The organism is Candidatus Poribacteria bacterium, from assembly GCA_026706025.1.
Taxonomy (GTDB): Bacteria; Poribacteria; WGA-4E; order WGA-4E; family WGA-3G; genus WGA-3G.
Map to the genome: position 1 here is coordinate 316,835 of JAPOZO010000063.1, position 22,130 is coordinate 338,964.

At 48.0% G+C, this 22,130-nt stretch carries 19 protein-coding genes; 18 read left to right on the plus strand and 1 reads right to left on the minus strand.

Annotated elements, in window-relative coordinates; all coding sequences use genetic code 11:
• The first annotated feature begins 25 nt into the window (after window positions 1–25).
• Window positions 26–658, plus strand: a complete 633-nt coding sequence (locus OXH00_16250; GenBank protein MCY3742567.1) for a uracil-DNA glycosylase — start codon at window positions 26–28, stop codon at window positions 656–658.
• A gap of 27 nt (window positions 659–685) precedes the next feature.
• On the opposite strand, the gene OXH00_16255 is transcribed toward OXH00_16250, so the two are convergent.
• On the minus strand, window positions 686–1,462 hold the full coding sequence (locus OXH00_16255) for a LamG domain-containing protein (GenBank protein ID MCY3742568.1): 777 nt from the start codon (window positions 1,460–1,462) through the stop codon (window positions 686–688).
• 470 nt (window positions 1,463–1,932) lie between these two features.
• Here OXH00_16255 and OXH00_16260 point away from each other — a divergent pair, with 470 nt between their 5' ends.
• From OXH00_16260 to OXH00_16340, 17 genes are all read left to right on the plus strand, one after another.
• On the plus strand, window positions 1,933–2,421 hold the full coding sequence (locus OXH00_16260) for a Rieske 2Fe-2S domain-containing protein (GenBank protein ID MCY3742569.1): 489 nt from the start codon (window positions 1,933–1,935) through the stop codon (window positions 2,419–2,421).
• A gap of 117 nt (window positions 2,422–2,538) precedes the next feature.
• Complete coding sequence (locus OXH00_16265) at window positions 2,539–3,309, plus strand: cytochrome b N-terminal domain-containing protein (GenBank protein ID MCY3742570.1); 771 nt, start codon at window positions 2,539–2,541, stop codon at window positions 3,307–3,309.
• Window positions 3,310–3,402: 93 nt separating this feature from the next.
• Window positions 3,403–4,269, plus strand: a complete 867-nt coding sequence (locus OXH00_16270) for a cytochrome C (GenBank protein ID MCY3742571.1) — start codon at window positions 3,403–3,405, stop codon at window positions 4,267–4,269.
• Between the two features lie 77 nt (window positions 4,270–4,346).
• Window positions 4,347–7,466 (plus strand): c-type cytochrome, encoded by a 3,120-nt coding sequence (locus tag OXH00_16275; protein MCY3742572.1) that lies wholly within the window; start codon window positions 4,347–4,349, stop codon window positions 7,464–7,466.
• A 49-nt stretch (window positions 7,467–7,515) separates the two neighbouring features.
• Window positions 7,516–7,872, plus strand: a complete 357-nt coding sequence (locus tag OXH00_16280; protein ID MCY3742573.1) for a cytochrome c — start codon at window positions 7,516–7,518, stop codon at window positions 7,870–7,872.
• 29 nt (window positions 7,873–7,901) lie between these two features.
• On the plus strand, window positions 7,902–8,390 hold the full coding sequence (locus OXH00_16285; GenBank protein ID MCY3742574.1) for a YHYH domain-containing protein: 489 nt from the start codon (window positions 7,902–7,904) through the stop codon (window positions 8,388–8,390).
• 145 nt (window positions 8,391–8,535) lie between these two features.
• Complete coding sequence (locus tag OXH00_16290; protein ID MCY3742575.1) at window positions 8,536–9,288, plus strand: hypothetical protein; 753 nt, start codon at window positions 8,536–8,538, stop codon at window positions 9,286–9,288.
• A 147-nt stretch (window positions 9,289–9,435) separates the two neighbouring features.
• Window positions 9,436–11,334: a cytochrome ubiquinol oxidase subunit I gene (locus OXH00_16295; protein ID MCY3742576.1), complete on the plus strand. Its 1,899-nt coding sequence runs from the start codon at window positions 9,436–9,438 to the stop codon at window positions 11,332–11,334.
• Between the two features lie 238 nt (window positions 11,335–11,572).
• Entirely contained in the window at window positions 11,573–13,081 is a 1,509-nt protein-coding gene (locus OXH00_16300; protein MCY3742577.1) for a hypothetical protein, read from the plus strand.
• A 140-nt stretch (window positions 13,082–13,221) separates the two neighbouring features.
• The gene (locus OXH00_16305) at window positions 13,222–13,998 is read left to right on the plus strand and encodes a cytochrome c (protein MCY3742578.1); all 777 of its coding nucleotides are present in this window, start codon (window positions 13,222–13,224) and stop codon (window positions 13,996–13,998) included.
• On the plus strand, window positions 13,998–15,716 hold the full coding sequence (locus tag OXH00_16310) for a c-type cytochrome (GenBank protein ID MCY3742579.1): 1,719 nt from the start codon (window positions 13,998–14,000) through the stop codon (window positions 15,714–15,716). The genes OXH00_16305 and OXH00_16310 overlap by 1 nt, the downstream gene beginning before the upstream one ends.
• 186 nt (window positions 15,717–15,902) lie before the next feature.
• Window positions 15,903–16,685 (plus strand): carboxypeptidase regulatory-like domain-containing protein, encoded by a 783-nt coding sequence (locus OXH00_16315; GenBank protein MCY3742580.1) that lies wholly within the window; start codon window positions 15,903–15,905, stop codon window positions 16,683–16,685.
• A gap of 37 nt (window positions 16,686–16,722) precedes the next feature.
• Window positions 16,723–17,718 carry an ABC transporter ATP-binding protein gene (locus OXH00_16320; GenBank protein ID MCY3742581.1) on the plus strand — a complete coding sequence of 332 codons (996 nt, stop codon included), beginning with the start codon at window positions 16,723–16,725 and terminating at the stop codon, window positions 17,716–17,718.
• 4 nt (window positions 17,719–17,722) lie between these two features.
• A complete protein-coding gene (locus tag OXH00_16325; GenBank protein ID MCY3742582.1) occupies window positions 17,723–18,496 on the plus strand; it encodes an ABC transporter permease in 774 nt (257 codons plus the stop codon).
• A gap of 72 nt (window positions 18,497–18,568) precedes the next feature.
• Window positions 18,569–19,234, plus strand: coding sequence for a cytochrome c oxidase subunit II (gene coxB, locus OXH00_16330; protein MCY3742583.1), 666 nt, complete (start codon window positions 18,569–18,571; stop codon window positions 19,232–19,234).
• A gap of 20 nt (window positions 19,235–19,254) precedes the next feature.
• Window positions 19,255–21,123, plus strand: a complete 1,869-nt coding sequence (locus tag OXH00_16335; protein MCY3742584.1) for a cbb3-type cytochrome c oxidase subunit I — start codon at window positions 19,255–19,257, stop codon at window positions 21,121–21,123.
• A gap of 54 nt (window positions 21,124–21,177) precedes the next feature.
• Window positions 21,178–22,125, plus strand: coding sequence for a COX15/CtaA family protein (locus OXH00_16340; protein ID MCY3742585.1), 948 nt, complete (start codon window positions 21,178–21,180; stop codon window positions 22,123–22,125).
• The last annotated feature ends 5 nt before the right edge of the window (window positions 22,126–22,130 follow it).

A 22,130-nucleotide genomic window follows, 5' to 3' on the forward strand; every position in this document is an offset into this window, starting at 1 on the left:
TTCATAGGAAAGTTGGTGTCAGAACATGAGCACTGTTCATACACAGATACAAGCCCTTAAAACGCGGGCAAGTGTTTGCACGGCTTGTGACTTAGCGGAAACCCGCACAAACGTCGTTTTCGGTAGTGGGGATGCCACCGCGAAATTAGTACTTGTCGCAGAGGGACCCTCCGCTGCAGATAATCACACAACGCTGCCATTTTCAGGGCCTACTGGGAATTTGCTTGATGAAGTATTGACAATAAATGACTTGACGCGCAGTGACATCTGGCTCACCAATATCATTAAGTGCCGAGCAGCAGGTCTCAAAGGGGGTGTGTTGAAAAACCGCCCGCCGAAAGTATCAGAGATTAAAGCCTGCTCCAAATGGCTTGATGGCGAACTCACCCTCATACAACCTTCCGTGATTCTCTGCATGGGGGCACCTGCAGCGAAGGCACTGATTCACCGAAGTTTCCGCATTACCGAAGAACGCGGCGTCTGGTTTACAGATACGCAGTACGCACCCTTTGTGATGGCAACGTTTAATCCTGCTTACATCCTACGACAAGAGGGTGAAGATTTCACGGCAATGCGACAAGTCCTCGTTAATGACATTGCTGATGCGGTCCGGAAGTTACAGGAGGCACCCGAAGTTCCCAGACTTACCCTTTTTTAGCTAAGATTTACCGTTTGCCATTTGTACCTATCGGCTCTGCTTGATTTTACCCCAAAGCGTCGCGGCTTTATCCGCAGGTTCAACCGCCAGTGTCGCGTCTAAACCGTTATCCATGAGCGATTGGATGTCGTCTTCCTCAAGTGCGACATCAAAGAGGATCATTTCATCGAACATACCCTCCCACTCTCTGCCGCCGCCACTCCATGAACCGATGCGTCCAGGTCCAAATTCCCCCGCCAAGGGACCCCATTTCCCCTCAGCGTCAAGTTCGCCGTCGAAGTAGACGCGAACCGATTCTTCGTTGCTACTGTAGGCGACTGCAAGATGGAACCATTTATTCAAGATGCTCTTATCCGCTGTGAAATCCGAATCGGGCCAACCCGGGTGCCGAACCGGGTTGTTGGAATGAATAGCCATCTCCATCTTATTATCCGGTCGAAATTGATAATGGACATACCCCGCTGCCCAACCGTCACGGTTAAAGAAACATCTCCACGCGCCAACTCTCCCTGTTGAATTGAACCATTTCATGAGCGTAAAGTCTTCGAGCGGTCCAATCTCTGGAACGGTGACCCAAGCGTCTTTTCCATTGAGTTCAATGGCGTTACCGAATTTGCCTTTCACCCATTTGGCACCGCCGACAAGGTCTCCATCATTACCATTGTCAGATGAATCTTCAGCCACTTTTCCATTTGTTTCGTCAAACAACCATGCACCGACAATAGATTCTGGGTCGATTTCAGCGTTACTGAGTTGCACAAACATGCAAACTACGATGATTAAACTGATGCTAAAACGTATCATCTTGGTTCTCCTCTGTTTATCGGTTGTCTATTTCTGAAAACTAAGAAAATCTCTAAGGGCGATTATATCACAAATTATCGAAAAACTGCGCAAAATTTTGCTGATTTCATCCAATTTATTGTGTTTATTGGGCAATATAATTGCTTTGAGACGGTAATAAAAAAAATACGAAGCAGTTCCCTGAAATTTTTCCAAATTCTGTGAGAAAATCGAAAAAAATGGTTGACAAATCTCTGAGAACATGTTATAATATTTAACGCTCACGATGCAAAATGGCGTTGGGTGAATTTTGTGTCTTGGATAATCGAGCCAATCTGGTATTGGCAAGTCTGTTTTACCCGCGCAGGAATGACTTTCAAATCAAAAATTTTGGTGATAGTTTGTTTAAAATCGGGCTATAATGTAGGCAGTTTGCCTTTAGTTTCGTAGAACCGACGCCTGAGCGTCTATCTACTAAATCGGGGGTGGAAGTGGTATCTCGACGTAAATTTTTCAAATTCCTTGGTTGGGGAAATTTCACTGCAGCACTGGGGCTAACCTTGGGACCAGGGCTCGTTCGGTATCTTTATCCGCGTGTCCTGTTTGAACCGTCCTCCATTTTTAAAGCAGGATTTCCAGCAGAGTATCCGCCGGGCAGTGTTAGCGAAAAGTTCAAAAAGGAACCTTATGGTGTTTGGATTGTCCGGAAACAGGATGGCGAATTCTACGCACTCTTAACTATGTGCACACATCTTGGATGCACGCCGCGCTGGCTCGGTTCTGAAAATAAATTCAAGTGCCCCTGCCACGGTAGCGGTTTTGACCGTGAGGGTGTCAACTACGAGGGGCCCGCACCACGACCGCTTGAACGCGTTAAAATTACATTAGCAGAAGATGGTCAGATCGAAATTGATAAGTCTGTGAAGTTTTTAGGTGAGAAGGGGCAGTGGACCGACCCAAGCTCCTTTTTGAAGGTCTGAAGAAAGGAGAGCATTTGTGCCTGACTTCGGTCAGGTAGAAAAGGCGTTTCGGCGTTATAGGGCGTATCTTGAATATTCCTTGTCGCAACGTACGCGTCGAAACTTGCTATAAAAAGTATGAACGAAGAACGTAAAGGGCTCAAAGAAAAGATTACGAATTCCGACATTTGGCGCTCTATATTCCGCCACGGATATGAAGATACAGGGCGCAGGTACACCTTACAAATTCTCCAAAACGTCTGGTTGCATCTCCATCCTCCTCGGGTTTCTCGCCATGCACTCAACTTCCGTTTTACATGGTGCATGGGCGGTATTACCTTCCTAATGTTCCTCGTGACAGCTGTCACGGGCGTGCTCCTGATGTTCTATTATCGACCGACTGCCGAATACGCCTTCCACGATGTACAATACCTCGAATTTGATATTCCGTTCGGGATGCTCCTACGGAACATGCACCGCTGGGCAGCGCACGGGATGGTTATTTCGGTGATGTTGCACATGTTCAGAGTCTTTTTGACCGGTTCCTATAAGAAGCCACGCGAATTCAACTGGGCAGTGGGTGTCATCTTACTGCTTGTGACATTTTTCCTGAGTTTTACTGGCTACCTGTTGCCCTGGGATCAATTGGCTTTTTGGGCTGTGACTGTCGGAACGAACATGGCACGCGCAACACCCGTGTTGGGACACGAAGGTCCATTCGCACCGCAAGACATCACACAATCCAACGATGTCCGATTTGCCTTACTCGCAGGTACGATTGTAGGACCCTCAACGCTCTTGAGGTTCTATATTCTACATTGTGTCGCTGTGCCGCTTTTGGCAAGCGTTTTGATGGCGTTGCATTTCTGGCGTGTCCGTAAAGATGGAGGCATCTCTGGACCGCTATAGACGGCATGGCTGGAACAAATCTTTGGTGGCAGCGGAACACAGTTTCTCTTAGCATGGGCAAGCAATCCTACCTTCAAAGGAGCAGAAAATCGTATGGAGCATTTTATAGCACTGGTGACGAAGCCGGATAATGTCCCTATTGTTGCTATTCTCTTTTTGATACCCTATTTCATCTGGCTCTCTTATCGGCAGGCACGCCTGACTGACAAAGCAGGTGTACCTTCGGATGCTGCACTCAACGATAAAGTCTATGTGTGGCCCTACCTCTGCCGAAACGAATTTATCTGCGCAATTATTGTGATGCTGGTGCTTGGGGTCTGGTCTATTATGATTGATGCCCCACTTGAAGAGCCGAGTGATCCGACGAAAACCCCCAATCCATCTAAAGCACCGTGGTATTTCCTCGCACTCCAGGAGATGTTGGTTTACTTCGATCCGTGGATTGCCGGTGTCGTACTGCCGGGGCTAATTATCGCAGGCTTGATTGCTATTCCCTACATTGACACCAATCCAAAAGGTAAAGGCTATTATACCATCAAAGAACGTCCGTTCGCTCTCGCCGTATTCTCTTTCGGATTTATCATTTTGTGGATCGTCTTGATGGTCGTTGGGACATTTCTCAGAGGACCCGGATGGAATTTCTTCGCGCCATGGGATTATTGGGACCCACACCTTGTTGTGCCACTGACGAACGTCAATTTATCGTATCTTTTCGGTATTCGGAGTGAGGTTACAGCAAACTTTTTCGGCTTCGCCGTCGTCGCAGGTTATTTCTCGCTCGGGCCGATTGTCTATTTATGGAAGCGAAATAGTAACCGTTTCTTACAGGAACTCGGTCTCGTTCGATATATTATTGTCTCGTTTCTGTTTTTAACTATGCTCGCACTGCCAATAAAAATGATTTTGCGAATATTCTTCAATGTGAAATATATCTGGGTCTCCCCGTGGTTCAACATTTAGCAAAAATGGCGCGCCCGTGGGCATTTTGTAGGCAATGACATCGTATCGTATCAATCGACATGGAGGTAGTAAAGTTCGTGAGGAACAAAAAAGAAATTCCTGCTGAAAATAAATCGTATTCTGCTTTGTTCTTTATTCTGTCCGGTCTGTTAGGGCTTGTAACCTTATGGGGGTTCTGGAGTGAGATGATCACTCGTCGCCCGTGGAAGCAGATCCAGCAGCAATTTTATCAGTATGAGTATGAGAAGACAGATGCAGAATTGGCAAACGCAAAGTTAGATTTGCCTGAACTTTCCACACCTCAAGAACCTGACGCGAAAGAGTTAGGTAGGTTAACAAAAACGGTTGAGACTGCTCAAGTTTCACTCGACGAAGCATTGCAGGAACGAAAGTTCCGGCAGAGCGAATCGGATGCGATTAACTATAAATATCAACATAGCCTCCACGTAGCAAAAGGTAAACGCAACGCGACTGTTGACAAATGGCAAGAGAAATTAGCTGGACTTGAATCTCAGATTGAAGGTGAACTCACCGAAGCCGTCTTAGCAGCAGAGGCGACTTTCGCGAGTGCCAACAAAGCATTGGCGCAGTTCTATCAAACCAGTAATGACCCGCAGCGCGCACTCAGCACCTACCTCATTGCCCAAAAATATAATGCCACAGACGCAGAAATCGTTGATGGTATCGCCGCTGCGCAAGCATCCCTACAATCACTACAAGCCGACAAAGCCAAGTATGATGAAGTCTCACGTCTGCAGGAAAAATTAGGTTCGGTTGGCGGTATCAAACGAACTTTCCTCGGTAGCCTATTAGAAAATCCGTTCCGTGAGACACGAACCATTACGCAATACTATCTTGAAGATTTCGGTTACACCGCAGATAGGTGTGCGACGTGCCATTTTTCTGCTGATAGGAGCGGCTACGAACAATCCGCACAAGAGACGTTTGAGGTCGAAGGTGATGGCGAAAATCCCGTCGTACATCGCCTCAAGCACGCAAGCGTCAAGGTCGGTAGTGAAAGCATCATAATTGATGGGTTTGATGCGGAAGCCGATGAATATACACTGGAAGCAGACGGGACGCTTACGTTTAGTGATGTGGATGTCTTCGGTGAAGTTGAGATTTCTTATGAGACCGGCTACCGGTCCGTCCTTCAAACGCATCCGCACCGCGATGTCCTCCTCGCGATGCACCCGATTGATAGATTTGGGTGTACACCATGTCACGGTGGACAGGGGCAAGCACTGACAGCGAAAGCCGCGCACGCGCTAACACATGCTGAATATTGGCTCAGTCCTGTACTCGGGTTAGATGAACATACCGGTGGAACGTCCGAAGAGACGAAAGGGTATATGGAATCTAACTGTCGCCGGTGCCATGATGGGGTCATGAAATTAGATTACGGCGTAGATCCTGAAACAGATGAACCTGTTGACTATGCGCCGAATCTCACAAAAGGGTTGGCTCTCTTTGAAGACCTCGGTTGCCACGGTTGCCACGCTGTGGAGGGGTATAGTGCAATCGAAAACATTGCCAAAGTCGGTCCATCGCTTGCCAAAGTCGGCAGTAAGGTGAAAGACACGGCTTGGCTCGAAAGTTGGATTAAGAAACCCGAAGCCTATCTACCAAATGCGACGATGCCGAACTTCTTCCCCGCCGAGGGTATGAGTCAAGTCGTCTATCTCAAGAACGGCGGAACGCGCACCGGCGTTGTCACAAAAACAACCAACGGTATTGAGATTAAAACAGATGATGGCACTGTATATCCCTATCCCGACGATTATGTCCTCCGTATCGTTGATGAAGTGAAGTCTATTGCAGCATATCTCGCAACGATGAGTGATGCAAATCTTGATGAATCCTCCGTAAACTATTCCCAATCTGAGAGCGTTATTAAGGCAGGCGAGGAAACTGTTAAAACCGTCGGCTGCCTCACATGCCATACTGTTGACGGTTTAGGGAGCGATTTCGGCCCAGCACTTGATAGTGTCGGGGCGAAGGTCACACCGAATTATCTCCGTCAGTGGATCAGCGACCCGAAGGCTTATGATCCCGATACCAGTATGCCGAGTTTGCGGTTAAGTAACCGCGAAATTGACAACGTTGTCGCCTATTTGATGAGTTTGCAGAAAGCAACTCCCAACGCAGCAGGTGAATCCATCGGTGAAGTGGACGTAGCAGAGGGCGAAACACTCGTCAGAACTTACGGATGTTTCGGTTGCCACGAAATACCTGGTTTTGAAGATGAATCGAAGGTCGGTGCTGACCTTGGCGAATTCGGCGCGAAACTCGCTGATGAACTTGACTTTGGCGATACAGTAGGCATTGAACATAGTTGGACCGGATGGACGATCGGCAAAGTTACTGACCCGCGACGTTATCAAACCCGACGGATTGCCTCGCGGATGCCTGTCTTTCATCAAATTAAGGACAACGAAGAAAATGCAAGGGCACTCGCTGTGCTTTTGAAGAGTTTCCAACCCGAAAAATATCCGCTCAGCTATATCCATAACCGATCCGAAAAGTTGAATCGTATTGATGCTGGCAGACGATTGGTTAAAAAATATAACTGCACCGGATGCCATGAGATTGAGGGTGCAGGTGGCGATTATCGCGACGTTATCATCGCACATGAAGGACTCAGTGATATGATTGCCACGCAGCTTGCACCACCACCATTGAAGGCTGAAGGCGCGAGAGTCTATCCAGACTGGTTGTTTAAGTTCCTCAAAGAGCCTTCTGATATCCGATACGGACTCAAAGTCCGGATGCCGACATTTGGTCTATCTGATGATGAAGCGACCACGCTTGTTGAATACTTCTCTGCGCTTGACGATGAACCGTTCCCTTATGAGACGCTTGAGGTGCCAACCCCAACACGGGCTGAATTGCGGGTCGGTAAACAGGTTTTTGACGAGCTTCAGTGCATCTCTTGTCATCCTTCGCAGGGTGAAGTGATTCCTGCAGGAAGTGACAAGGCCGGACGGCCCGATCTTTCATTGGCAAAAGAACGTCTTAAACCGGATTGGCTCATTGATTGGATGAAAGATCCACAGTCGTTCCAACCCGGAACGGCGATGCCACAAGCCTGGCCACTCGTCGGTGGACAACACATGGCAGTTGATGGTTACGCTGGCAATGATGCTGAAAAACAGATTCAACTCGTCCGAGATTATATGATCTCGTTAGGGCGTTAAGAGTTATCAGTTATCAGGCAACTGACAACTCTTAAAACTGGTAGCCATTATGAGACACCTTGCCGTCGTCATCGTCATGATTATTGTATGGCTCAACGGGTTAATCTGGTTGGGTAAGCAGGTCGATCCAAGTACGAAGTATCAGTCGGAGATAGAATACAAGTACGCACGATATTGCGCTGGATGTCACGGAAACAATGGAGAAGGCAACGGACGCATCGGTCGTTTCAAGAAACTGGACCCGGCAGACCTAACCGACAACAGCCTCTGGGAAATGCACGACGATGAACAATTGCTGGATAGCATTAACACCGGAAAGAACGACATGCCGGCGTTCTACTACTATCTCAGCGATGAAGAGCAACGTGAGATTCTCGCCTACATTAAGGAGACATTTCGTCCCTAACTTGAAGTCGGTCCAAGGTGGAGGTATGAATGCGACATTTTATTCTATGTATGCTGTTAATGTCCTTTTACAACTACGGTTTCGCGGATCCGGGTGAGGTTGATGAAGACGGTGGACATTATAATCAAAAAACAGGCGAATACCATTATCATATAGAACAGAAAGAACCTTCAGGTATTGTAGAACAGAAAGAACCTTCAGGTATTGTTTCTGTCCAATCGAAAGCCGTTGCGGATGCGCAACGAGATGCCTTACAGGTGGATAATAACATCTGGGTAGCCGCTGGCGTTTTCGGCGGTATATTTGGTATAGGTGCCGCTATGATTATAAAACCTACAATACCTCCCATGGCATTGATTGGAAAATCACCTGAATATGTTACTTTTTACACCCATGCCTATCAAACCGCCGTAAAAGACGCGCAGGTTAAAGCAGCAACGGCTGGGTGTGTCGGAGGAACCGCCATCTCCGTCATGTGTCTTTTGGTATTACAACAACAGGGTTACAGCTATTATTAAACTGAGGGCACATACGAGGAAACTAAGGTGTTAACACCAAAATGGCACTGATTTGTTACGATTGGTTCGTTTGATTTGCGTTCTTAATTGCTGTAATGTTAATATATTACAGAACAAATTTAAACTATAAGAAGGAGAAATAATCATGAAAACCCTAATTGCCTTGCTTGTCTTTGGAATGCTCGCAAGCGTTGCATTGGCAGGCAATATCACTGGCACGGTAATGTATGATGGCGACGCACCGGCGCGTCCAGAACTAACGGCTACTAAAGACGATCATTGCATTAAAACTGTAAAAGGCACAAAGTCAGAGGCACTCGTTGTCTCAAAGGGCAAAGGCATCAAAAACGTTGTTATTTACGCCCGTGTCCCCAGAACAAAAGTAACCTTGCCAAAAGAAAACCCTAAAATGGACCAAGTCGATTGTGCTTACTACCCGCACGTGCTTGTTGTTCCTGTCGGTGCTACAGTGGATCTTGTTTCCAGTGACCCAGTGGCGCACAACGTCCACTCACATGCCCAGAAGAATGAAGCAGTGAATACGCTGATTCCGAAGCCCGGGGTAGTCGTTCCACACACAATCACTAAGGCTGAAGAAATTAAGTTCACATGTGATATCCACGCGTGGATGACAGGTTACATCGTTGCTGTTCCCAGTAACTTTTATACTGTCACCGGTTCCAAAAACGCTGAAGGCGAAATGATCAGTTCAGATGCTTTTGAAAAATCGGCGGACACTGGTAAGTATACGCTCGAAAATGTTCCTGCCGGTAGAGCACGCGTTGTCGCATGGCATGAGGAACTCGGCTCAGCAAACAAAACGATTGAAGTGCCAGCAAGTGGCGATATTGCCGTAAACTTCACAAGTGCTGATTTTAAGAAAAAAGCCAAAAAATAACAGGCAGCAGCCAGCCTTCGGTGATTAGCAAGAGACCTGCTTTACTGACGGAAACCGAAAGGCGACGGCTAATAGTCTGTTTGGTTTGATAGGTTCAGAAAACTGAAAGGGATCCCGCTGACAGCCGATGGCTGACAGCCGAAAGCCATGAAAATATCTAAGAAGAGGCTCTATCTTATACTGGGCTGTGTGCTTGTCTTTTATGCTGTGTTAGCTATCGCACCGGCGTTCGCACAGGACGTGACCGAGGCGGAGTATCGCGCCTTCCCGAAGATTGGCAGCCGAAACGCAGCATGGATCGCCGCGCAGCTTCACCTCTTATTCGGATCCTTTATTCTCGGTGTCCCGATGTTCGCCGTTATCATCGAATTCATCGGTTGGAAAACCAAGGATGAGCGGTATGACCGGATGGCACAGGAGTTCATTAAACTCTGTATGGGGGCGTTTTCGACAACAGCCTTACTCGGTGGTGTTCTCGTCTTCATTCTTATCTGGTGCTATCCGAAAGTGATGAGCAAGCTCAGCGGGATATTCGGACCGACGATGATTTTTTACGTTGTCCTGTTCTTCGGTGAGACCTTTACGCTCTACCTCTATTCCTACGGATGGGACAAGATGCAGGGGCGACATAAAGGGTGGCATCTCTTCCTCGGTGTTTTATTAAATGTGTGGGGCACGGCGATTATGTTTGTCTCTAACTCTTGGTTGAGTTACCAGACGAGTCCGGCAACCCAATACGGCGTGCTATCTGAAGGAAGGCGGAAGTCTTGGATTGAAGAAAGATTGGCTGCGGACCCGGCTCTAACACCTGAAACCGCTATGGAGGGTGTTACAAGCCATACAATGGTGCCACTCCACAACGAGACAACAGGCGAGTTCATGGGAACCATTTGGGATGCAGTCAACAACTTTACGTGGATGCCAGTTAATCTCCATCGACTCGTTGGGAACATTGCCTTCGGTGGCTCGATTGTGGCGGCTTATGCGGCGTTCCGATTCCTCGTAGCGAAGACGAAAGAGGACAAAGCACACTACGATTGGATGGGGTATACCGGAAACTTCATCGCACTCTGCGGACTTATACCACTGCCATTCCTCGGTTATTGGCTCGGTAGAGAGATCTACATGTTCAATAACACGATGGGCATCAACATGATGGGTAGTCTTTTCTCTTGGTTGTTTATCATTCAGGCAGTGATGATCGGTGTACTGTTTATTGGCGCGAATTACTACCTCTGGTCAGGCATGGGGCGCATTCAGGGGGCGGAGATCTACGCACGTTACCGTCCATACATGATTACTATTATCGTTATCTGTGTTGCAGTCTGGATGACACCGCGAACGCTCTCTAAAATCTCAACCGCCAGTGAATTGAGCGCAATGGGCGGGGCAAATCATCCGCACCTCGGATTGTTCGGTTTGATGACTGCCAAGAATACGGCTGTTAACATCATTATCCTCGCCACCTTTTTGAGTTTTTTGTTCTATCGGCGTTCAGGGAAAACACCAACCGCAAGTTGGCGAAAGGTGGGGAACATAGCGATTTCCTCTATCTTCTTTCTCGCAACTGTCTCAATTGTGGTTATTGGCATCGTCGGATTTACCGTTCCTACGGACTTACGCGTCAATGTCCTAACCCCGTATCAAGTACTGGTCGCGCTCGCTGTCATGGCAGTCGTCACTGTTGTTGATATCTTCATGTACCGCAAAGCCACAACATCCGGTGCTATCAATTGGGGCGAAATGACGGATCGATCACAGTACGTCTTAATCCTCATCGCTATTACGTTTACGTCCCTGATGGGACTCATGGGTTATGCGCGTTCAGGGCTCAGGGAGGCATGGCATATCTTCGGGGTCATGCAGGATACATCTCCGGATGCATTTACACCGCTTCTCAGCGAGGCTGTGAACATGGTAGCGATTATCATGGTAGCCTTCTTTGCACTTGTCGGGTTTATCTTCTGGCTCGGTTTGTGGGGTGAAAAGAAAAAGCAAGCCGCCGCTCCTGTAGAAGCGGAGGTCGCTATGGAGAGCGATGATTAGTTTGCAAGAATGAAGGCAGGACCGCTTTTATCCTTTTGGTATTGTTAAATATGGGGTGTGTCACTTCAACCCCGATGTACTTACATCAAAAACCCGCTCACAATGAAATGGAGAGCGGATTTAAGATTAGGAAGCGGTAGAACAAAGTGCGTAGCTCGTAATGGAATGGAGAGCGGATTTAAGAATGGCACGTTAAAGTCTAAACCCATGTCATTTGACCGCAAGGAAAATTAAAATAATGTCAAGAAATACGCTCATAAAAATCGCAAGTTTAATCTTAATGGTGGTGAGTTTCATCGCCTATATTGCTGGGGCATCTGCGTTCCCAATTGCCTCCGAGAATCTGCTGCCTTGGTCGGTCTGGTTTCTGATCGCGGTAGTTGTAAACATTGTCTTGTGGACCAGTGTTATGAGATTATTGACGTTCTCGCTTGCTGTGATATGGTTTTACGCCTTTGTCGCGGGCTTGGTACCGGAAAGTTCCACTGCGGTGAATTTAACCGAACTCGATTGGAGCGACCCTGAGGCTGTGGCTGAACAAGGTGCCTTGGTCTTTAATGGAAAAGGACAGTGTAGCGCATGCCATACCGTGGATACCTCCGCACCGCCAGGAAGGTGTCCCGACTTGACAGACATTGGCGTTAACGCTGCAACCCGTGTACCCGGCATGGATGCCAAAGCGTATTTGATTGAGTCTATGTATCAACCTGCGAATTACCTTGTACCTGGCTACGGCAAAATTATGCCAGAGGTATGGAAAGCACCGATCGCACTCTCCAAATTAGAGATTGAAGCGGTTATCGCTTACCTCCAGAGTCAAGGTGGCGAAATTGATCCAACGCCGTTTGATGAACCGATAGACAGGGCAGATGTAGCGACAGCCGCTGCAGCACTCCCACCTTTACTTACCGGTGACTCAGAACTCGGTAAAAAGGTTTTTGTGGATGCCGCGTGTATCTCATGCCATGCTGTGACAGGGATAGAGAGTCCAGCAGCAGGCGAGACCAATGAAGATTTTGAAGTCGTTACTGCACCAGATCTCTCTGAAATCGCAGCCTTTAATGACATGCGGTATCTTGAGGAGTCAGTCCTTGTACCCGGTGCCCAAATTGTGAGTGGATACGGGGCTGTTACTGTGCGTGCCAAAGGAACAACTTTCCAAGGAACACTCGTCTCGCAAGACGAAGAGAAAATTGTCGTCCGAACCAAAACAGCGGATGGCGTGGAAGAAGAGCACACTATCTTATTAAGCGAACTTGATGACGAGCCGATTGAGGAACTCACAGATCTGGAAGCGAAAGGTTATCTTACATTAACACTAACGCCTGCAGATGCGAATGCGCCCGTAACTGGGCAATTGGTCTCGGAAACTGATGAAGTCGTAACACTTAAGGTTGGCGACGAGGCGCGAACGCTCTCTAAAACAGATGTGAAGAGCCTGATGACCGTTGTCACTTTTGATGGCGATGAAATTGTTGGCGAATATGTGTCAGGAACAATGGATGATGATGAGATCGTCTTAATCGTTGATGGGAGTGAAGAGATATTTGATACGTTTGATCTTGAGGAAGCTACCCTTACCCGTGCGTCTGGCAAGAGACTCCATGTTACATCACCGATGCCTGAAAACTTTCCAATCATCTTATCGGTGGCAGATTTGACCAATCTACTCTCTTTCTTGAGCACACTTACTGGTGCAACAGCGGAAGCAGCACCAGAGGAGACGGGAGATACTCCCGCAGAATAACAGACAAAGAATAGTAAAAAAACAGAAACCTTAGCCTGTAATGTAATGGAAGGGTTTTTGCTTGGGGGTTTTCTCAGATATATGTCAGGGAATGTCAAACCCCGAATCTACCTGACCGAACCGCAAGGAAAATTAGAAAAATGAAAAGACCTTCCCTTTTCACAATATGTCTCATAATTCTGGTTGGTTCTTGGATCTTCCTGAAATTCGTCGTTGGCGGACTTATCTCAGTTCCTATACCCGGTAGCGTGATCGCTATGTATATGGGGCTGATAGTCATCGCTATTTTGGTACATATCTCCGTTGAGGACTCGCTATTTCGCGAGTTTCGCCGCCCTATCCTTGAAACGCTGGTGAATGACAAACGCCGTCTCCACCGCCGGGTTCTTGTGGTATTGATCCCGCTCCTCCTGCTCGGTTATACCTACTCGATTATCGCACAACGAGCGAATCCACCGGGAAGCCCGCGCGACGCACATCCATCGCCGCCGCTTGAATTGACCTACAAAGATGAGGTCATCGGCACGATGCAAGATGTCGTTAACCCCTTCCGGCACTATGAAAAAGATGATCCGGAGGCGTTCAAAGCACATGTTGAAAACGGTAGACGCGTCTATCATCAGAATTGCTTTTATTGCCACGGAGACCACTTAGATGGGCAGGGACATTTCGCAGCGTACCTCCAACCGCTTCCCGCTAATTTCCAAGACCCCGGAATTATTCCGAACTTCCAAGAGTCTTTCTTTTTTTGGCGAATAGCAAAGGGCGGACCGGGATTACCCGCAGCTGGCACCCCGTGGGATTCAGCGATGCCTATCTGGGAAGATCACTTGACAAAAGACGAAATTTGGGACGTTATCCTGTTTCTATCTGATTACACCGGTTATCAACCACGAACCTTTGGGGAGGCGCACTAATGAGAATCAGAACAGTTGCTCTCCTACTTATCCTGTTTGGAACGCTTGCTGTGTTTAGTTTTACATACGCGCAAAATGCACCGGAGGCTTCCGAAAAAGGAAAAGCGGTTTATGAAAATAGCTGCGCACACTGTCACGGCACCGAAGGCAGAGGCGACGGCTCCGCAGCTGAGAATCTGCTCCCAAAACCGAGGGATTTCACACGCGGTTTGTATAAAATCCGGTCTACAGAAACTGGAGAACTTCCAACAGATCAAGATCTGTTTGACATCATCACCGAAGGGATGCCCGGCTCGTCTATGCCAGGGTGGGAAACTGCCTTAAGTGCCAATGACCGCTGGGAATTGGTGGCATACATCAAAACCTTCTACGACGGCTTTAAGGAGGCTGAAGCACCGCCAAAGCAGATTAACCTGTCCGGGAAAGTCCCTGACTCTGAACAGAGTGTAGAAACCGGAAAAGCCCTTTATACCGAACTCGGTTGTATTGAATGCCACGGCAACATCGGAAGAGGGGATGGCACTTCGGCACCGGACCTGACCGACGAGTGGGGATTCCAGAGCTGGCCCGCAAATCTGACGCAGGGTTGGAATTTCCGCGGCGGTGCAGACACCGAAGACATCTTCAAACGCTTCATCGGTGGACTCGCCGGTTCTGCTATGCCAGCGTTTGAGGGCGATAGCTTCCCGGGCTTCGGATTGACAGCTGAAGAATCCAGTCGCATGATTGAATTAGATAACAAAGATGAAATGACAGAGGCAGAGGAAGAAGAATCCGCCCAGCTTTACGAGAAATACGATGCTGCTGTTGACATCGCTCTCAATCTGGCAGAAGGTACAGAACTGTCTGCAGAAGAAAAACAGATTTATGATGATGCGATGAAAGTCGTCTATGAAAAGAGTTGGCATTTAGCGAACTACGTTAAATCGCTTATGCCTGAGAAACGCCCTGAACCCGCGATCGGCAACAACGTACTCCGTTCACAATACGTTCAAGGTGAGTTGCCTGAAATGGATAATGCCGCATGGGAGACGCTTGAAGCAAGGTATTTCCCGCTCGTCGGGCAAATAGTCATTGAGCCGCGGCAGTTTAATCCAACGATTGATGCTGTGAACGTCAAATCGTTTTACAATGATACGGAGGTCGTTTTCCTTTTTACGTGGGATGACCGAACGCACACGACTGGTGACGAAACGGATGAGGCGACAGGGAAAACGCTTGAGGACGCATTGGCAGTCCAATTTCCCGTGAAGGTACCGCAAGGACCGACCGCCCCAAAGCCCTATTTCTTATGGGGGGGTAGACTGCCGGTCTATCTATGGCACTGGAAAGCCTCCGCACCTGAACAGGTGACCGAGCTTACCGCTAAAGGTATTAACAATGCAAAAGTGCAGGACGCACAGGGCGAATTACAAGCACAAGGCACCTATACAGACGGGCAATACAAATTATGGGTGAAACGCGCTTTGAAAACTGACGACAAAAAGGACTTGCAACTTGATCCCGGTGTCTTCGTGCCTATCGCTTTCTCAGCATGGGACGGCGCGAACGGTGATGTTGACACAAAACGGGTCATGACAAGTTGGTATACTTTTGTTCTTGAACCTGTACCGTCTTCAAAGCGGTTCATTTATCCGCCCTTAATCGCACTGCTCTCTGTTGGCTTCCTCTTCGGTTTACGGGCATTCGTCCAACGCAGAAATTCAGAAGAAGCCTAAGAATATGGAAATACCTGCTGGTAGGCGTGCTTTGGAAGCGCGCCGATTGGTGGTGTATCCTTAATTATAAAATCTACTATTTTCAGTTATCAGCACTCAGTTCAAAAGATACCTGAGTCGAATCGAAAGGTTCTTTAACTGAAAACTGATAACTGATAACTGATAACTATTAAAAAGGAGAAAAAAATGAAATCCTATTTGTTGGCAAGTCTCACGGTACTACTCGCCTGCTGCTTTGTGGGTAACGTCTTCGCTGACCACCACGGGGCAGGTGAAATGGAAATGTTGGTATTCCCTAAAGACTATAAAGCTATGGCAGTGAACAACGGCGGCACAATTAGTGGTGTTGTGAAGTTTGAAGGAGACATGCCTGAGAAAAAAGCACTGGAAATCACAAAGGACGAGAAGGTTTGTGGTGCTGACGAAAAGTTTGATGAATCACTGGTCGTCGGTGAAGGCAACGCTTTAAAAAATACAATTGTCTATCTAATCGACATTTCAGAAGGTAAAGATTTTGACAAAGACGCCAAAGTGGAGATTGACCAGAAGGGTTGCAAATTTACACCACATATCCAGATCGTTCCTATAGGCACACGCCTAACAATGCTGAATTCCGATAAGATTATGCACAATGTGCATATCTTCAGTAAGATCAACAAACCGGTTAACAAAGCGCAGCCAAAAGCCCGTCGGAAGATGCCGCTCAAGGCTGTCCAGAAGGCAGAGGGCCCCGTTGAAGTCAAATGCGACGTTCACGGGTGGATGTCTGCTTGGATTTCCTACGTACCACACCCTTATTTTGCTGTTACCAACGAAAAGGGTGAATTCACACTTGAAGATGTCCCCGCAGGCGACTATAAACTCGGCTATTGGCATGAGGCTTGTGGCACGAACAGCAAAGCACCTGTCGCTGTTACTGTGGAAGCTGGCGGTACCATCACGCAGGATTTCACACTGAAAATGAAGTAAGCGATCAGCGATCGGCAGTCAGCAAGAGGGCTCCCTTGTGGCAGACACAAAGGTTTCGCATACCATAACTACTGATAGCCGATTGTCGACAGTTTCCAACAGCCGAATTGAGGTGGAGAATCTCTCCCATGCCTATCAGCGACGGCAGGCACTTGACAATATAAGTTTTGATGTCTCATGCGGCGAGATTTTTGGACTTCTCGGACCGAACGGAAGTGGGAAAACGACCCTTTTTAGAATCCTGTCTACGTTGATGCCAGTAACTTCTGGCACTGTTCGTATCCTCGGACATGACTTAGCAACCGAGGTGAAAGCAATTCGGAGCCTTTTAGGGGTCGTTTTTCAACACCCAGGGTTAGATGTCAAACTGACCGTCGTTGAAAATTTACGACACCATGGTCATCTTTACGGACTTGCTGGTAGAACCCTGCGTTCCCGAATTTCGGAGCTCCTGGAGTGTTTTGGAGTCTCTGATAGATCAACAGAACGGGTTGAACTCCTATCCGGCGGTTTGCAGAGACGGGTTGAAATCGCAAAAGCCCTGCTCCATTCCCCGCGCGTTTTGCTCCTTGACGAACCGACGAGTGGGTTGGATGTAGCCACACGCCGACAACTCAATAACTATCTCGGTATGCTTGCACAGACAGAGAATATTTTGGTGCTGCTGACAACGCACCTGTTAGATGATGCTGAGGCATGCAATCGGGTTGGCATTTTGGATGTGGGGAAATTGGTTGCAATCGGGGAGCCTAATGAACTGAAAAATCAAGTCGGTGGTGATGTTATCCTTATAGAGAGCAGAGACAATGAAACTCTTGGTACCGCTATTATCGAGCGGTTCGGCGTTTCAGCCGTATCTACGGATAACCAACTGCGCGTTGAGTGTAAGCGCGGACATGAGTTCGCTCGAAATGTAGTTGCCGCTTTTCCAAATGCGATTCAATCTGTTCGGTTTGGGAAGCCGACACTGGAGGACGTATTCGTAAAGTTGACAGGGAACCCATTCGTGGAGAGGAAGGATACGGAAAATTAAAAATTTGCTACCGATTACAACGATTTGGTGGCGCGAAATCATCAGGTTTTATCGCCAACGGAGCCGACTCTTCAGTGCTATCGCGCAACCTTTGGTATTTTGGCTTCTCATTGGCAGCGGTTTGAGTGCCTCTTTTCAGCCCTCGGGGGCATCAGACGGACCCGGTTATATTGAATACTTTTATCCCGGTATCGTCGTTTTGGTCTTGCTTTTTACATCTATTTTCGCTACAATTTCTGTTGTCAATGATCGGCGCGAAGGCTTCTTGCAGGGGGTACTCGTCGCACCAGTACCAAGGTGGCGGATTGTCTTCGCACAGGCGTTAGGTGGAACAACGTTAGCACTCTTACAAGGTCTACTGCTATTGCTACTCGCACCAACGGTAGGCATTCGGTTCGGCGTAATCTCTCTCTTACTTTCGCTCGGTGTGATGGCACTTTTAGCGTTTGGTCTGACAAACCTCGGATTACTTATCGCGTGGCGGATGGATTCAACGCAAGGGTTTCATGCAATTATGAATCTCCTGCTAATCCCGATTTGGCTTCTCTCTGGCGCGTTTTTCCCGAGTACAGGTGTCCCTGGTTGGTTAGCATGGACAATGAAATTCAATCCACTCACGTATGGGCTTGCAGCTTTTCGACACAGCCTTTACCTTGATACCACCGCAAAAGCATTCGGAGAGGGACCGCCCTGGATCCTCTCGCTGCTGATTACCGGTCTGTTTTGTGTTTTGACGTACATAGGCGCAACCCTTACAGCGTCTGCAGAAACGAATTAGACTTGTTAAAAACGAAACTCTTACGCGCTTGTCCCTTTTCAATGGGCGAAGCGCATTATTAAGGAGGACTGGATGCTTCAATGGCTACCAGAGAACGTATCAACGTTCGGACAAGGCGTTGATAACCTCTTTCACGCTATTTATTGGATTACCCTCGTTGTGTTTATCCTTGTGATGGGCACGCTTATTGTTTTTCTAATTAAATATCGACATCAGGAAGGCAAAAAGGCGGACTACATTGAGGGGAGCACAACATTGGAAATCGTCTGGACAGTTGTTACAACGCTGATTGTCTTTATCCTCGCGATGTTTAGTTACCCGCAATGGAACAATATTAAGTCGCCGACACAATTTCCTGAGAATCCAGATGTTGTCGTCCAGGTCAGTGGAAAACAGTTTAACTGGGATATGACCTATCCCGGCCCCGATAACGAGTTCGGGACAGACGACGACCTTGAATTGGAAAACGAATTGCATGTCCCTGTCAACGCGGTCGTGCATATCCGTTTAACCTCTATAGATGTCATTCACAGTTTTTTTGTGCCACAGTTACGGCTCAAACAGGACGCATTGCCGAACCGATTTATCAATGTCTGGTTTGAGGCGACACAGGCAGGACGCTATGAGATTCCTTGCGCCGAACTCTGTGGATTCGGACACTCCGGGATGCTCGGTTACCTTAATGTGCATACACAAGCAGACTATGATGCCTGGGTACAAGAAAGATGGCCGCAATAGGCTTAAGGAGGACGGTAAATATGCACGATAACGAACATGCGTCACATGACCACGAAGAAAGTTTTATTCGTAAATACATCTTTTCGCTCGATCACAAGACAATCGGTAAGCAGTTCCTTATCTATGGACTGATTATGTTCTTTGTCGGGGGCGGACTTGCACTGCTCTTTAGATGGCAACTCGCCTATCCTGATCAACCGCTACCGATCATCGGTGCCTCTCAACAGTATCTTGACGAAGGTGAAGTTGTCACTGGGGCTGACAGGATGTGGGAACGTATCTATGAGTCTGATAAAGAGGAATGGCTTGAGACAAACATGCCGAGTGGGGTCATCACACCCGAATTCTACAACATGCTCTTTACGATGCATGCCACCATTATGGTGTTCTTCGTTGTTGTTCCTATCTTGGTGGGTGCCTTCGGGAACTTCCTGATTCCGTTGATGATCGGTACACGCGATATGGCGTTTCCGATTCTCAATATGCTCTCATTTTGGCTCGCGGTTCTCGCTGCAATTGTGATGGCGATCGGGTTTTTTGTACCCGGTGGACACGCTGCAGCCGGATGGACGGGCTACGCACCACTCTCTGCTGATCCACAGTGGACAGGCGTGGAGTGGGGACAGAACCTCTGGGCAATCAGTCTACTCATTCAAGGGTTCTCCTCTTTGGTAGGTTCTATTAACTACATCACCACGATTATCAATATGCGCGCACCGGGGATGACCTTCTTTCGCATGCCGTTAGTCATCTGGTCGCTTTTCATCGTCGCGATCCTCTTGCTACTCGCATTCCCTGTGTTGTCTTCCGCACTCGCACTTCTCATCTTTGATAGGCTGGCGGGCACAACATTCTTCTCTGCAACAGCGGAAGGTGGGGGTGACCCGCTCCTCTGGCAGCATCTCTTCTGGTTCTTTGGGCACCCAGAGGTCTATATCCTCATATTACCCGGCATGGGAATCGCTTCCGAACTGATTCCTGTCTTTTCACGGAAACCGGTCTTCGGATATCGGTCCATGGTCTACGCAATGATCGCCATCGCGTTTTTAGGTTGGATTGTCTGGGGGCACCACATGTTCCAAAGCGGTATGCGCTCCGAAATGGGTAACTTCTTCATGACAACAACCATGCTCATTGCGGTGCCTTCTGCCATTAAAACATTTAACTGGCTGGGGACAATGTTCCGCGGTTCAATCCGATTTACGACCCCGATGCTTCACGGTATCGCCTTCGTTTCAATGTTTGTCATTGGTGGACTTAGCGGTATCTACATGGCAAATACGCCAGTCGATATCTTCATCCACGATACTTACTACATTGTGGCGCATATTCACTATGTTGTGTTCGGCGGAAGTCTGTTCGCTATCTTTGGTGGCATCATCTTTTGGTTCCCAAAGATGTATGGCCGCTATATGAACGATGCACTCTCCAAAATTCACTTTTGGTTGACGTTTATCGCATTCAACTGCACATTCTTCCCGATGCATATTCTCGGTGTCGGCGGACACATGCGACGCATCTCCAACCCGCAGCAGTATGAATTCTTGATGGAACCAACAACGATTAAGTTTTTAATGTGGCAGTTTGAATTCCAAGGATTTATAGGTATGAACATCTTTATCACAATGAGTGCCTTTACCCTTGGGTTCGCACAACTGATACTCGTCTTTAACTACTTCTGGAGCATGTACAAAGGTAAAGTCGCTGAACAGAATCCGTGGCAGGTCAATACACTGGAGTGGGAAGCACCGACACCTGTGCCACACGGCAACTTCGGTCAAATTCCAACTGTCTATCGGGGACCTTATGAATATAGTGTCCCCGGTGAAGAATCTGATTGGATTCCGCAGGCACAACCTGAACATGAACCCGCTACAAGCGGAGACTGAGCAGTTGTAGGCACGGTTTTCAACCGTGCCTCTGTAAAATTCTGAAAACGCAGCATGGAAAATCACGCTAATTACAGTCCATGGCTACACAGAATGGCACGCCTCACCGCAGGCGCGACATTCTTGTTGATTGTCATTGGAGGGATTGTCACAAGCACAGATTCTGGATTGGCTGTCCCTGATTGGCCAACAACTTTCGGATACAATATGTTCCTCTATCCCTTATCCGAAATGGTAGGGGGCATTCTGTATGAGCATAGCCATCGACTCATGGGTTCCCTCGTTGGAATCTTGACAATCGGTCTCTTATTCTTGATATTGGCGAGAGATTCCCGAAAATGGCTGAAATGGCTTGGACTCGCCGCACTTATCGCTGTTATTGTACAGGGCGTGCTCGGTGGGCTTCGCGTTACACAGATCAATCGCAACTTCGCCATAGTGCATGCATGTCTCGCACAAGCATTTTTCGCACTGCTCTGTGGCATCGCTTGGTTCACCTCGCGTGAGTGGTGGAAAAATAAAACTGAAACCCCGGTTCGTAGGGGCGAGGTCGCCTCGCCCAGACTGCGAAGGCTCAGTCTGATTACGACATGCCTCATTTATATGCAGCTCATCTTTGGGGCGATTTTGCGACATACCGGCAGCAGACTTGACGCGCATCTCCTCTTTGCTTTCTTGGTGGCACTACATATCTTTTTGCTGGCAAGACGTTTGTTAGCAGTGGATAGTGAATCAGACGGAATTGGACAATCAACGCCATTATTATTACTTGGACTGCTTGTCGTCCAGTTAATGCTCGGCACCGGAGCATTTTTCGCGAAACTAACCGCATTCGGGGAAACATTCGCAGCAGCACTTACAGTCACAATTACCACTGCACACGTCGCAGTCGGCGCACTCATGTTGGTGAGCAGTTTTGTGCTTACCCTGAAGATTTACCGGTTCACTGACGCATCGGTAACTCTTGAAACAGCAGCGAGCGGTACACTGGTTACAGAGTAAAATAA

What these genes read in the sequence shown, in the direction of transcription:
- OXH00_16265 (MCY3742570.1), top strand. Translation starts at nt 2,539, where the DNA reads ATGAACGAAGAACGTAAAGGGCTCAAAGAAAAGATTACGAATTCCGAC.
- OXH00_16255 (MCY3742568.1), bottom strand. Translation starts at nt 1,462, where the DNA reads ATGATACGTTTTAGCATCAGTTTAATCATCGTAGTTTGCATGTTTGTG.
- OXH00_16340 (MCY3742585.1), top strand. Translation starts at nt 21,178, where the DNA reads ATGGAAAATCACGCTAATTACAGTCCATGGCTACACAGAATGGCACGC.
- coxB (MCY3742583.1), top strand. Translation starts at nt 18,569, where the DNA reads ATGCTTCAATGGCTACCAGAGAACGTATCAACGTTCGGACAAGGCGTT.
- OXH00_16280 (MCY3742573.1), top strand. Translation starts at nt 7,516, where the DNA reads ATGAGACACCTTGCCGTCGTCATCGTCATGATTATTGTATGGCTCAAC.
- OXH00_16295 (MCY3742576.1), top strand. Translation starts at nt 9,436, where the DNA reads ATGAAAATATCTAAGAAGAGGCTCTATCTTATACTGGGCTGTGTGCTT.
- OXH00_16285 (MCY3742574.1), top strand. Translation starts at nt 7,902, where the DNA reads ATGCGACATTTTATTCTATGTATGCTGTTAATGTCCTTTTACAACTAC.
- OXH00_16270 (MCY3742571.1), top strand. Translation starts at nt 3,403, where the DNA reads ATGGAGCATTTTATAGCACTGGTGACGAAGCCGGATAATGTCCCTATT.
- OXH00_16315 (MCY3742580.1), top strand. Translation starts at nt 15,903, where the DNA reads ATGAAATCCTATTTGTTGGCAAGTCTCACGGTACTACTCGCCTGCTGC.
- OXH00_16310 (MCY3742579.1), top strand. Translation starts at nt 13,998, where the DNA reads ATGAGAATCAGAACAGTTGCTCTCCTACTTATCCTGTTTGGAACGCTT.
- OXH00_16335 (MCY3742584.1), top strand. Translation starts at nt 19,255, where the DNA reads ATGCACGATAACGAACATGCGTCACATGACCACGAAGAAAGTTTTATT.
- OXH00_16290 (MCY3742575.1), top strand. Translation starts at nt 8,536, where the DNA reads ATGAAAACCCTAATTGCCTTGCTTGTCTTTGGAATGCTCGCAAGCGTT.
- OXH00_16305 (MCY3742578.1), top strand. Translation starts at nt 13,222, where the DNA reads ATGAAAAGACCTTCCCTTTTCACAATATGTCTCATAATTCTGGTTGGT.
- OXH00_16300 (MCY3742577.1), top strand. Translation starts at nt 11,573, where the DNA reads ATGTCAAGAAATACGCTCATAAAAATCGCAAGTTTAATCTTAATGGTG.
- OXH00_16250 (MCY3742567.1), top strand. Translation starts at nt 26, where the DNA reads ATGAGCACTGTTCATACACAGATACAAGCCCTTAAAACGCGGGCAAGT.